Source organism: Citrobacter sp. wls717, assembly GCF_005280955.1.
GTDB lineage: Bacteria > Pseudomonadota > Gammaproteobacteria > Enterobacterales > Enterobacteriaceae > Citrobacter > Citrobacter werkmanii.
Genome location: NZ_SZWW01000021.1, coordinates 1 through 12,890, shown reverse-complemented (window position 1 = coordinate 12,890; position 12,890 = coordinate 1). Strand labels below are relative to the sequence as shown.

The following is a 12,890-nucleotide window of genomic DNA, read 5'->3' as shown; positions in this document are numbered from 1 at the left end:
GGCAATGTGCCGGATACTCATCCGGCATTAGACGCAATATTAGTACGCGTTAACCACCACCCACATCGGGCCTTGTCCTACCGCGTAACGACCTTTCTCCGTCAGCAACCCTTGTTCGCCAGCAATCTCATACACTGCGATGTGATGAGATTTTTGCCCGGCGGCAATCAGGTATTTACCGCTGTGGTCGATATTAAAACCGCGTGGTTGCGTTTCGGTCGGCTGGAAGCCTTCTTTAGTCAGCACGCTTCCGTCTTCTGAGACGCTAAACACCGTAATCAGACTGGCGGTACGATCGCAGGCATACAAATGACGACCATCCGGCGTAATATGAATATCTGCCGCCCATCGGGTATCGGAGAAATCAGCAGGCATCATATCCAGCGTCTGTACGCATTCAATTTTGCCGTGCGGATCTTTCAGCTCCCAGACGTCAACTGAGCTGTTCAGCTCATTCACGCAATAGGCGTATTGCTTATTCGGATGGAACACCATATGACGCGGACCCGCGCCTTCCACGGTGGTCACTTCTGCCGGCTCCTGCGCGACCAGATGACCATCATCACTGACGTCAAACAGACAGATACGATCCTGTTTCAATGCCGGAACCCACAGAGTACGGTTATCCGGAGAGATGTTGGCCGAGTGGCAACCATCCAGACCGTCAACCACATCCAGGAGCTCCACCGGCAGACCATTTTCCAGACGCGTGACGCTGACGCTGCCCGCATTATAGGAACCGACAAACACGAAGCGCCCCTGATGATCGGTAGAAATATGCGTCGGACTACCCGGCAGCGCAGACTCCGCAACAAAGGTCAGCGCACCATCATCAGGCGCAATACGATATGCCAGAACACGAAACTCCGGACGCACACCGACATAGAGATAGCGCTTATCCGGGCTGACGACCATCGGCTGTACCTGACCCGGTACATCAACCACCTGGGTCAGCGTCAAAGACCCATCGTGATTCAGGCTCCAGACATGAATTTGCTGACTCTCAGGACTGGCGGTATAAACGGTTTGTTTCATGAATACTCCTTTGCTTGTTGGCAGGTGGCTGCAATTGCCTGACACACGCCTAAGGTAGACGCTTTTAACGGTGAATGCTTAATCAAGACTCAGAATTTTGTCCGGCTCCCGTCTCGGTGTACCATTCCAGCAGACACAATTCTCAACCTTAATCTGGAAAAACCTATGACCGCACGCGTGATTGCCCTGGATTTAGACGGTACCTTACTGACCCCGAAAAAAACCTTGTTGCCATCCTCTCTTGAAGCGCTCTCACGCGCCAGAGAAGCAGGCTACCAACTTATCATTGTCACAGGTCGCCATCACGTTGCTATTCATCCTTTTTATCAGGCACTGGCGCTGGATACACCTGCAATTTGCTGCAACGGCACTTACTTGTATGATTATCATGCAAAAAATGTACTGGAATCCGATCCTCTTCCGGTTGACCAGGCATTGCAGCTGATCGAAATGCTGGATGAACATCAAATTCATGGCCTGATGTATGTTGACGAGGCCATGCTGTATGAGCGTCCGACCGGGCATGTGGTGCGTACCGCTAACTGGGCGCAAACGCTACCGCCGGAACAGCGCCCAACCTTCACCCAGGTTCCTTCGCTGGCGCAGGCCGCGCATGATGTCAACGCCGTGTGGAAATTTGCCCTGACCGACGAAGATATTCCAAAACTGCAGCAGTTTGGTAAAGACGTTGAACAACAACTGGGGCTGGAGTGTGAATGGTCCTGGCATGATCAAGTCGACATTGCCCGTAAAGGTAACAGCAAAGGGCGACGTCTTACTCAGTGGATCGAAGCGCAGGGTGGGTCAATGGAAAATGTGATCGCCTTTGGCGACAACTTTAACGATATCAGCATGCTGGAAGCCGCAGGCACCGGCGTGGCGATGGGTAACGCTGATGACGCGGTCAAAGCCCGCGCCAACATCGTGATTGGTGACAATACCACCGACAGCATCGCGAAGTTTATCTACACCCACCTGCTGTAATCAGGCGGTGATCGACACGCTCTTAATTTGCGCGTACAGCCACAGGCCAGGTTTGATGCCAAGCTCATCCCTGGCCCACGGGCTGATCCTCGCCCACAGCGTTTTCCCGCCCACCTCAAGCTGCACTTCCACCTGACCGTTATCGTCATAGCACTGGGCGACCTTCGCACGCAGTATGTTACGAATACTGGTCTGCTGCGGCGGCTGGAGTACCAGCGAAACATCAGACGCCTGAATGCGAATGCGCAGCACGGATTGCAGCGGCTGCTCAAGCTTGTTGACCCACAGATGCTGATCGCCCAGCGCCAGCGCGGTCATCGCATAGTGAGGATGATGCTCCAGCACGCTGACTTTCAGAATGCTGCTCTGCTGTTCTTTCGGCAGCCAGGGATGCATTACGCTACTCCCCCAGACGTCCTCCAGAGAACCAAATGCTTTGACCTGCCCGTTTTCCAGCACCATCACTTTGTCTGCCAGGTGCAAAATTTCATCAAGCGAGTGGCTGACATACAGCATCGGAATATTAATTTCACGCGCCAGACGTTGTAGATAAGGTAGCAGTTCGCGTTTGCGCGGAATATCCAGTGAGGCTAACGGTTCATCAAGCAGCAATAACTCTGGCGCGGTAAGCAGCGCCCGACCAATAGCAACGCGCTGTTTTTCGCCGCCGGAAAGACTTCCCGGTAGGCGATCGAGCAGCGGTTCAATGCCCAGCAGCGCCACCAGCTTATCAAACTGCCCGGCCATGCTTTTCGCCATACCGTAACGCAGATTACCGCGCACCTTATAATGGGGAAACAGACGCGCATCCTGGAATACATAGCCCACCCGACGCTTTTCAGGCGTTAAGCAGATTCCATTTTCAACATCATTTAACACCCGACCGTTAAGCACAATACGTCCGGACTGCGGCTGCGTCAGACCGCTGATGGCGTTAATCAGCGACGTTTTTCCCGCGCCGGAGACACCAAAAATAGCGGTAATCCCACTGGCAGGCAGCGTTTCGTTGAGCGTCAGGCAATGGGTTCCCAACGTCTGGGAGAAGTTAAGTTCCAGCATGATTATCGCCCCGTCCGCTCACGGCTAATACGCGCCAACCATTCAGAAATCAGCAGTGAAATCAGCGCCAACACAATAGAAATAATGCATAACCTTGCCGCTGCGCTTTCGCCGCCAGGCGTTTGGATCAGGGTATACATCGCCGAGGGGATGGTGCGGGTTTCGCCAGGAATATTGGAGACAAAAGTGATCGTCGCGCCGAATTCCCCGAGGGAACGCGCGAACGCCAGCACCGTCCCGACAATAATGCCGGGCAACATCAGCGGTAAGGTAATGGTCATGAATACGCGCCAGCGTCCGGCCCCGAGCGTTCGGGCCGCCTGCTCCAACTTGACGTCGACGCCTTCCAGCGCCAGACGAATTGCCCGTACCATTAAAGGAAACGACATCACCGCCGCGGCCAGCACCGCACCGCGCCAGCTAAAGGCAAAGGTAATGCCAAACCAGTCATACAGCCGCTCGCCGATAAATCCGCGCCGCCCCATGGCGATCAACAGCAGATACCCCACCACCACCGGCGGCAGCACCAACGGCAAATGCAGAACGCTGTCGAGCAGCGCTTTACCCGGGAAGGTGCATCGCACAAGCAGCCAGGCAAAGAAGATCCCAAACGGCAGACTAAACAACACGGCCAGGGAAGAAACTTTCAGGCTCAGTATGACGGCCTGCCATTCAGGATCGGTCAGTATCATTACTTGGTCGTAAATCCATAACGTTTAAAGATTTCAGCAGCCTGCGGTCCTTTCAGGTAATCATAGAACGCGCTGACCGTTGCGTTTTTGTGCCCATCAACAATGGCGATAGGGTATTCCACTTTTTTGTGTGAATCTTCCGGGAAGGTCGCGACAACCTTGACGCCTTTGCTGGCGACAGCATCGGAACCATAGACGATCCCCAGCGGCGCTTCGTTACGTTCCACCAGCGCCAGCGCACCGCGAACGTCTTCCGCAGGTGCCAGTTTCGGCGTCAGAGTATCCCATGCGCCCAATTTTTGCAGTGCTTCCTTGGCATAAATGCCTGCCGGAACATGTTCCGGATCGCCGACAGCCAGGCGTCCACCATTCAGCAAATGGGTCCAGTTGGTTTTACTGTCGATAGTAAAGTCTTGCTGGGCGCTGGCTTTCGGCGCCACCACCACCAGACTGTTGCCTAACAGCGTTGCACGCGTGGCGGTATCCATCGATTTTTTATCGACCGCATAATCCATCCATTTCTGATCGGCAGAAATAAACAGGTCAGCAGGCGCGCCTGCTTCTATCTGACGCGCCAGCGTAGAAGAAGAGGCAAAAGAGGAGACGACGTCAACGTTCTTCTCTTTTTTGTATTGCGTCGCAATATCCTGCATCGCGTTGGTGAGCGAAGCCGCTGCGAATACCGTGATTTTCCCTTCATCCGCCAATGCATGTCCTGCGACAGAAAGAGAAAGCGTCGCCCCTGCAAACAAGCGTAACCATGTGCGTGCCATCTGTAGCTCCTTTGAGTTTCGTTATGTACGCGCAAATATAACGGTTAAGCCAGAATTTTCCCAGCGGTTATTGATACCAATTAGAGGTTACGCCATGAAAATATCGGCACGAGAAGCAGGATCTTGAGAAACTGTTGCCAGAGAAAACGGGCTGAAAGGCAAAAATATAAACGCCCGACTGAGCGGGCGTTTGGGGAATCAATGATTCTGTCTGGACTGGTCTTTCTGACCGATACCGGAAAAAATGTTGAACACTTCACCCAGTCCGTAAATCAGACCCAGAATGATGGCCATCACCACAGGTACCATGATTACGGCGAATACCAGACTTTTCAATAACTCTAACATGGTCAACTCCAGATATAGTCCTTAGTTGTATTCTAACCACATCACGCAGAAAAGCACTCCCCTTTTGTGCGGTTGGCTTTGCGCGCACACGGTTTTCCGTCACAATACCCTTTTTTGCCAGGAGCTTGTGATGCAGGCCGAAATCCTTCTTACGCTGAAACTTCAGCAAAAACTGTTTGCCGATCCCCGTCGCATTTCTCTGCTTAAGCACATTGCGCTTTCCGGCTCCATCAGTCAGGGCGCGAAGGATGCGGGTATCAGTTATAAAAGCGCCTGGGACGCGATTAATGAAATGAACCAGCTCAGTGAGCAAACGCTGGTTGAGCGCGCCACCGGCGGTAAAGGCGGCGGCGGCGCGGTGTTGACGCGTTACGGCCAGCGTCTGATCCAACTGTATGATTTGCTCGCACAAATTCAACAAAAAGCGTTTGATGTGTTGAGCGATGACGATGCGCTGCCGCTCAATAGCCTGCTGGCAGCCATTTCCCGCTTTTCACTGCAAACCAGCACCCGTAACCAATGGTTTGGCACGATTACCGCTCGCGACCACGATCAGGTTCAGCAGCATGTCGACGTCCTGTTGGCCGATGGCGAAACGCGCCTGAAGGTGGCGATTACTGCGCAAAGCGGTGAGCGTTTGGGTCTTGAGGAAGGCAAAGAAGTATTAATTCTGTTGAAAGCACCGTGGGTAGGCATTACCCAGGACGAGGCTATCGCTCAGGCCGCTGATAATCAGTTGCATGGAACGATTAGTCATATCGAACGCGGCGCAGAACAATGTGAGGTGTTAATGACGTTGCCAGACGGCCAGACGCTGTGTGCGACGCTGCCAGTGGAGCAGACTCACGCTTTAGCGGAAGGTGCTAACGCAACAGCATATTTTAATGCTGACAAAGTGATTATTGCGACGCTGTGCTGAGTTAATTGACATTAGCCTGAAGAACACGTATCCCTGTCATTAATTGCTGCAAATAATGGGATACAAAATGTCATCATTGCAAATTTCGCAAGGCACGTTTCGTCTTAGCGACACAAAAACGCTCCAGTTAGATGCGTTGACATTACACGCGGGTGATAGCTGGGCGTTTGTGGGCTCTAACGGCAGCGGGAAATCCGCGCTGGCCCGTGCGCTGGCAGGAGAATTGCCGCTACTGAAAGGTGAGCGGCACTGTCAGTTTACACGTATTACCCGACTCTCCTTCGAGCAGCTACAAAAGCTGGTCAGCGACGAGTGGCAGCGAAACAACACCGATCTTCTCAGCCCCGGTGAAGATGACACCGGGCGTACCACCGCAGAAATCATTCAGGATGAGGTCAACGACCCCACTCGCTGCGCTGCGCTGGCGCAGCAGTTTGGTATTACTTCCCTGCTCAACAGGCGTTTCAAATACCTTTCCACCGGTGAAACACGCAAAACCCTGCTCTGTCAGGCGTTAATGTCCGCACCGGATTTACTGATCCTTGATGAGCCTTTTGACGGGCTGGACGTGGCGTCCCGTCGCCAGTTAGCAGAACTGCTCGCTGAACTGCACCAGACCGGTTTTACGCTGGTACTGGTGCTTAACCGCTTTGATGAGATTCCCGAGTTCGTGCAATTTGCCGGCGTACTTGCCGATTGCACGTTGACTGAAACCGGCGCAAAAGCAGACCTTCTGCAACAGGCATTAATCGCTCAACTTGCCCATAGTGAACGCCTGGAAGGCATCCAATTACCCGAGCCGGACGAGCCTTCGGTCCGTCGCACGCTGTCCGATAACGAGCCGCGTATTGTGCTTAACGATGGCACCGTCTCGTATAACGATCGCCCTATCCTGCATCATCTGAGCTGGCAGGTAAATCCGGGGGAACACTGGCAAATCGTCGGCCCCAACGGGGCGGGAAAATCAACCCTACTGAGTTTAATCACCGGCGATCACCCCCAGGGTTACAGCAACGATTTAACGCTGTTTGGCCGCCGTCGGGGTAGTGGTGAAACTATCTGGGATATTAAAAAACACATCGGCTACGTCAGCAGTAGCCTGCATCTCGATTACCGGGTCAGTACGACGGTACGCAATGTGATTCTCTCCGGCTACTTTGACTCAATCGGCATCTATCAGGCCGTCTCTGACAGACAGCACAAACTGGTCCAGCAGTGGCTGGATATTCTGGGCATGGATAAACGTACCGCGGATGCGCCGTTCCACAGTCTTTCCTGGGGGCAGCAACGGCTGGCGTTGATTGTGCGTGCGCTGGTTAAACACCCGACTCTGTTAATCCTCGACGAGCCTTTGCAAGGCCTGGACCCGCTCAATCGCCAACTGATTCGTCGGTTTGTGGATGTACTGATCGGTGAAGGCGAAACCCAACTGCTGTTTGTCTCCCACCATGCTGAAGACGCCCCGGCCTGCATTACCCATCGACTGGAGTTTGTGCCCGAGGGCGATGTCTACGCCTATCAACAAACCTCTCTGCGTTAATTTTCATTTGAGGGCGTTTAACACGCCCTTTTTTCTGCATTTTTTTCAGATAAACTCCGAGATAACAACTTAACCTGAGGATTTAAAATAAAATAACCAATGCAAACGAGTGAAAACATCACTGTGTAAACGATTCCACTAATTTATTCCATGTCACACTTTTCGCATCTTTGTTATGCTATGGTTATTGCATACCATAGGCTTAACGGAGCGAATTATGAGAGTATTGGTTACAGGTGGTAGCGGTTACATAGGAAGCCACACTTGCGTGCAGTTGCTGAAAAACGGTCACGAGGTGGTGATCCTGGATAACCTCTGCAACAGCAAGCGCAGCGTTCTGCCCGTCATCGAGCGTTTAGGCGGCAAGCACCCGACTTTCGTGGAAGGGGATATTCGTAACGAAGCGCTGATAACCGAAATTCTGCACGATCATGCCATTGACACGGTCATCCATTTTGCCGGGTTAAAAGCCGTTGGCGAGTCCGTTGCCAAGCCGCTGGAATACTATGACAACAACGTCAACGGGACGCTGCGTCTGGTGAATGCCATGCGCGCAGCTAACGTGAAAAACTTCATTTTCAGCTCCTCCGCGACCGTCTATGGCGATCAGCCGCAAATTCCTTACGTTGAAAGTTTCCCCACCGGCACACCACAAAGCCCGTATGGCAAAAGTAAGCTGATGGTTGAACAGATCCTGACCGATCTGCAAAAAGCACAGCCCGACTGGAGTATCGCCTTACTGCGCTACTTCAACCCGGTTGGCGCGCATCCGTCAGGCGATATGGGTGAAGACCCGCAAGGTATTCCAAACAACCTGATGCCTTACATCGCACAGGTTGCCGTTGGCCGCCGCGAGTCCCTTGCCATATTTGGCAATGACTACCCTACCGAAGATGGCACCGGCGTTCGCGACTATATCCACGTCATGGATCTCGCAGATGGCCACGTCGCCGCGATGGAAAAACTGGCGGGCAAACAGGGCGTGCATATTTACAACCTCGGGGCGGGCATCGGCAGCAGCGTGCTGGATGTGGTCAACGCCTTCAGTAAAGCCTGCGGTAAACCGGTGAATTACCATTTTGCCCCGCGTCGTGATGGCGATCTTCCGGCCTACTGGGCAGATGCCAGTAAAGCCGATCGCGAGCTCAACTGGCGCGTAACTCGCACCCTGGATGAAATGGCGCAAGACACCTGGCACTGGCAATCACGCCATCCGCAGGGATATACGGATTAAGGATCAATCATGACGCAATTCAATCCTGTCGATCATCCACACCGCCGTTTTAACCCGCTCACCGGGCAGTGGATCCTCGTCTCACCGCATCGTGCAAAACGCCCCTGGCAAGGGGCGCAGGAAACACCATCTAAGCAGGTTCTACCCGCACATGACCCGGACTGCTTTCTGTGTGCAGGCAATACACGTGTTACCGGCGATAAAAACCCGGATTACACCGGGACCTATGTTTTTACTAACGACTTTGCCGCGCTGATGTCCGATACCCCGGACGCGCCGGACAGCAACGATCCGTTAATGCGCTGTCAGAGCGCGCGCGGTACCAGCCGCGTGATTTGCTTTTCGCCCGATCACAGCAAAACGCTGCCGGAACTCAGCGTGCCTGCGCTAACAGAAATCGTGAAAACGTGGCAGGAACAGACGGCAGATTTAGGCAAAACCTATCCCTGGGTGCAGGTCTTTGAGAATAAAGGCGCAGCAATGGGGTGTTCAAACCCCCATCCGCACGGACAGATTTGGGCCAATAGCTTTCTGCCCAACGAAGCCGAACGTGAAGATCGCCTGCAAAAAGCGTACTTCGCCGAACAGGGCGCGCCGATGCTCCTTGATTACGTCCAGCGTGAACTGGCTGATGGTAGCCGGACGGTCGTTGAAACAGAACACTGGCTGGCAGTCGTGCCCTATTGGGCGGCATGGCCGTTCGAAACGCTGCTGCTGCCAAAAGCGCACGTCCTGCGTATCACCGATTTGACCGACGAACAGCGCGCTGATCTGGCGCTGGCGTTGAAAAAACTGACCAGTCGTTACGACAACCTGTTCCAGTGCTCATTCCCCTACTCCATGGGCTGGCACGGCGCACCGTTTAACGGTGAAGAAAACCAACACTGGCAGTTGCACGCACACTTTTATCCGCCGCTGCTGCGTTCGGCAACCGTGCGCAAATTTATGGTCGGTTACGAAATGCTGGCGGAAACCCAGCGCGACCTGACAGCAGAACAAGCGGCTGAACGACTGCGTGCGGTCAGCGACATCCATTTTCGCGAATCCGGAGTTTAAATAATGAGTCTAAAAGAAAAAACACAATCTCTGTTTGCTGAAACATTTGGCTACCCTGCCACCCATACTATTCAGGCACCGGGCCGTGTAAACCTGATTGGCGAACATACCGATTATAACGACGGATTCGTTCTGCCCTGCGCTATCGACTATCAAACCGTGATTAGCTGTGCGACACGCGATGACAGAAAAGTTCGCGTTATCGCGGCTGACTACGATAATCAAATGGACGAGTTCTCTCTGGACGCGCCGATTATCGCTCATGACAGCCAGCAGTGGTCAAACTACGTGCGTGGCGTGGTGAAGCATCTGCAAAAGCGTAATAACGCCTTTGGCGGCGCGGATCTGGTGATCAGCGGTAATGTGCCTCAGGGCGCAGGCTTAAGCTCTTCGGCTTCGCTGGAAGTGGCGGTAGGCACCGTGTTCCAGCAGCTTTATCATCTGCCGCTCGACGGGGCGCAGATTGCTCTGAACGGCCAGGAAGCTGAAAACCAGTTTGTCGGCTGCAACTGCGGCATTATGGATCAGTTGATCTCCGCGCTTGGCAAGAAAGATCATGCGCTGCTGATCGACTGCCGTACGCTGGGCACCAAAGCCGTTTCCATGCCTGAAGGCGTGGCGGTGGTAATCATCAACAGCAATTTTAAACGTACGTTGGTGGGTAGCGAGTACAACACCCGTCGCGAACAGTGTGAAACCGGGGCGCGTTTCTTCCAGCAACCTGCCCTGCGTGATGTCAGCTTTGAAACCTTTAGCGCAGTTGCTCACGAACTGGATCCGATTGTCGCCAAACGCGTTCGTCACGTGATCACGGAAAACGCGCGTACCGTTGAAGCTGCGAATGCGCTGGAAAAAGGCGACCTGTTACGCATGGGTCAGCTGATGGCGGAATCTCACGCTTCAATGCGCGATGACTTTGAAATTACCGTGCCGCAAATTGATACGCTGGTTGAGATTGTCAAAGCAACCATCGGCGATAAAGGTGGTGTTCGTATGACAGGCGGCGGCTTCGGGGGCTGTATTGTGGCGCTGATCCCGCAAGATCTGGTGCCTGCCGTGCAGCAGGCCGTCGCCGAACAGTACGAAGCTAAAACCGGTATTAAAGAAACATTTTACGTCTGTAAACCTTCACAAGGAGCCGGACAATGTTAAACGAAATTCCCGTAATGGCGCCCGACGGTCAGCCGTTCCGCCTGCTTACCCTGCGTAACGACGCGGGGATGGTGGTCACGCTCATGGACTGGGGCGCAACGCTGCTCTCTGCGCGTATTCCACTTAGCGATGGTAGTGTGCGCGAAGCCCTGCTCGGTTGCGCCAGTCCGGAGCAATACCCGGAACAGGCTGCGTTTCTGGGGGCTTCCATTGGCCGCTACGCTAACCGTATCGCCAACAGCCGCTATACCTTTGACGGCGAAACCATTGAATTGCTGCCAAGCCAGGGTGATAACCAACTGCACGGCGGACCGAACGGTTTCGACAAACGTCGCTGGCAGATAGTGAATCAGAATGACCGTCAGGTGCTGTTTGCCTTAACGTCTGACGATGGCGACCAGGGTTTCCCTGGGAATCTTTGCGCCACCGCGCAGTATCGCCTGACTGACGATAATCGGATTTCGATAACCTACCGTGCCACGGTTGATAAGCCCTGCCCGGTAAATCTGACGAATCATGTCTATTTTAATCTCGACGGTGACAAAACGGATGTGCGCCAGCACAAGCTGCAAATTCTGGCGGACGAGTATTTACCCGTAGACGAAATGGGCATCCCGCATGACGGGCTGAAATCCGTCGCCGGAAGCACTTTTGATTTCCGTTCCCCGAAAATCATCGCCAGCGAATTTCTGGCCGATGACGATCAGCGCAAGGTAAAAGGTTACGATCACGCCTTCCTGCTCCAGGCACAAGGCAATGCGCGTACTCCGGCGGCTCAGGTTTGGTCTCAGGATGAAAAACTGCAGATGGTGGTTTACACCTCAGCCCCGGCATTGCAGTTTTACTCAGGAAACTTCCTTGGCGGTACGCCTTCACGTGGGCCGGAGGCCTATGAAGACTGGCAAGGTCTGGCGCTGGAAAGTGAGTTTCTGCCAGACAGCCCGAACCATCCAGAATGGCCACAGCCGGACTGCTTCCTGCATCCGGGTGAAGAGTATGCCAGCGTGACGGAATATCAGTTTATTCCTGCCTGACAGTTCATCCTGACAGGCCCGATAGCATAAATTTATCGGGCCTGTTGTTTGTTTTCCGCAGTAAACCCGCTCAACCCCACATCATCCAAAGACAAAATCGCAACCTTGAGTTCACAAGAACCTTACACTGTGGCGCTATTTTCGCTATGGTTATGCGTAAGCATTGCCGCTGACTCATTACGGCAATATAATGAGAATTATTATCATTAAATATGATTGATAGGAGTGAGTGTATGGCTGTAACTAAGCTGGTTCTGGTACGACACGGTGAAAGTCAGTGGAACAACGAAAACCGTTTTACCGGTTGGTATGACGTTGATCTGTCCGAGAAAGGCGTAGGTGAAGCAAAAGCGGCCGGTAAACTGCTGAAAGAGGAAGGCTATAGCTTTGATTTTGCCTATACCTCTGTGCTGAAACGTGCCATCCATACCCTTTGGAACGTCCTGGACGAACTGGATCAGGCCTGGCTGCCGGTTGAGAAATCCTGGAAACTGAACGAGCGTCATTACGGCGCGCTACAGGGTCTGAACAAAGCAGAAACCGCTGAAAAATACGGTGACGAGCAGGTTAAGCAATGGCGTCGCGGCTTTGCGGTTACCCCACCGGAACTGACCAAAGATGACGAGCGTTATCCGGGTCACGACCCGCGTTATGCCAAACTGACTGACAAAGAACTACCGCTCACCGAAAGCCTGGCGCTGACCATCGATCGCGTGATTCCTTACTGGAACGAAACCATTCTGCCGCGTATGAAAAGCGGTGAGCGCGTAATTATCGCTGCTCACGGTAACTCCCTGCGCGCGCTGGTGAAGTACCTGGATAACATGAGCGAAGATGAAATCCTCGAACTGAACATCCCGACCGGCGTACCGCTGGTGTATGAGTTTGACGAAAACTTTAAGCCGATTAAACACTACTATCTGGGTAACGCTGACGAGATCGCGGCAAAAGCCGCAGCCGTTGCTAACCAGGGTAAAGCGAAGTAATTTTTTCGCTCCCAATAAAAAAGCGTGGAATGCTCCACGCTTTTTTTATTGCCGGATGGCGGCGTTGCCTTATCCGGC

Annotated in this window: 13 protein-coding genes; 8 read left to right on the top strand and 5 right to left on the bottom strand. The window is 53.3% G+C overall.

What is annotated here, in order from left to right; all coding sequences use genetic code 11:
- Nucleotides 1-39: 39 nt before the first annotated feature.
- A complete protein-coding gene (pgl, locus tag FDX09_RS13720) occupies nt 40-1,035 on the bottom strand; it encodes a 6-phosphogluconolactonase (protein WP_038639009.1) in 996 nt (331 codons plus the stop codon).
- 165 nt (nt 1,036-1,200) lie between these two features.
- Here pgl and FDX09_RS13715 point away from each other — a divergent pair, with 165 nt between their 5' ends.
- Complete coding sequence (locus FDX09_RS13715; RefSeq protein WP_137347362.1) at nt 1,201-2,019, top strand: pyridoxal phosphatase; 819 nt, start codon at nt 1,201-1,203, stop codon at nt 2,017-2,019.
- On the opposite strand, the gene modC is transcribed toward FDX09_RS13715, so the two are convergent.
- The 4 genes from modC to FDX09_RS13695 form a co-directional block, all read right to left on the bottom strand.
- On the bottom strand, nt 2,020-3,078 hold the full coding sequence (modC, locus tag FDX09_RS13710) for a molybdenum ABC transporter ATP-binding protein ModC (RefSeq protein WP_038638999.1): 1,059 nt from the start codon (nt 3,076-3,078) through the stop codon (nt 2,020-2,022).
- A gap of 2 nt (nt 3,079-3,080) precedes the next feature.
- Nucleotides 3,081-3,770: a molybdate ABC transporter permease subunit gene (gene modB / locus FDX09_RS13705; RefSeq protein ID WP_137347361.1), complete on the bottom strand. Its 690-nt coding sequence runs from the start codon at nt 3,768-3,770 to the stop codon at nt 3,081-3,083.
- Nucleotides 3,770-4,543, bottom strand: coding sequence for a molybdate ABC transporter substrate-binding protein (gene modA, locus FDX09_RS13700; protein ID WP_137347360.1), 774 nt, complete (start codon nt 4,541-4,543; stop codon nt 3,770-3,772). The genes modB and modA overlap by 1 nt, the downstream gene beginning before the upstream one ends.
- 198 nt (nt 4,544-4,741) lie before the next feature.
- Complete coding sequence (locus tag FDX09_RS13695; protein ID WP_003023026.1) at nt 4,742-4,891, bottom strand: AcrZ family multidrug efflux pump-associated protein; 150 nt, start codon at nt 4,889-4,891, stop codon at nt 4,742-4,744.
- A gap of 130 nt (nt 4,892-5,021) precedes the next feature.
- Between FDX09_RS13695 and modE the strand changes: the two genes are divergently transcribed.
- The 7 genes from modE (at nt 5,022) to gpmA (ending at nt 12,812) form a co-directional block, all read left to right on the top strand.
- A complete protein-coding gene (modE, locus tag FDX09_RS13690) occupies nt 5,022-5,810 on the top strand; it encodes a molybdenum-dependent transcriptional regulator (RefSeq protein WP_137347359.1) in 789 nt (262 codons plus the stop codon).
- A 67-nt stretch (nt 5,811-5,877) separates the two neighbouring features.
- Complete coding sequence (gene modF, locus FDX09_RS13685; protein ID WP_137347358.1) at nt 5,878-7,350, top strand: molybdate ABC transporter ATP-binding protein ModF; 1,473 nt, start codon at nt 5,878-5,880, stop codon at nt 7,348-7,350.
- A gap of 217 nt (nt 7,351-7,567) precedes the next feature.
- The gene (galE, locus tag FDX09_RS13680) at nt 7,568-8,584 is read left to right on the top strand and encodes a UDP-glucose 4-epimerase GalE (protein ID WP_038638984.1); all 1,017 of its coding nucleotides are present in this window, start codon (nt 7,568-7,570) and stop codon (nt 8,582-8,584) included.
- A gap of 9 nt (nt 8,585-8,593) precedes the next feature.
- Nucleotides 8,594-9,640 (top strand): galactose-1-phosphate uridylyltransferase, encoded by a 1,047-nt coding sequence (gene galT / locus FDX09_RS13675; protein WP_069323188.1) that lies wholly within the window; start codon nt 8,594-8,596, stop codon nt 9,638-9,640.
- 3 nt (nt 9,641-9,643) lie between these two features.
- A complete protein-coding gene (gene galK, locus FDX09_RS13670) occupies nt 9,644-10,792 on the top strand; it encodes a galactokinase (RefSeq protein WP_038638977.1) in 1,149 nt (382 codons plus the stop codon).
- A complete protein-coding gene (galM, locus tag FDX09_RS13665) occupies nt 10,786-11,826 on the top strand; it encodes a galactose-1-epimerase (protein WP_069323186.1) in 1,041 nt (346 codons plus the stop codon). Before galK ends, galM begins: the two co-directional genes overlap by 7 nt.
- 233 nt (nt 11,827-12,059) lie before the next feature.
- Entirely contained in the window at nt 12,060-12,812 is a 753-nt protein-coding gene (gene gpmA / locus FDX09_RS13660; protein WP_038638971.1) for a 2,3-diphosphoglycerate-dependent phosphoglycerate mutase, read from the top strand.
- Nucleotides 12,813-12,890: the final 78 nt, after the last annotated feature.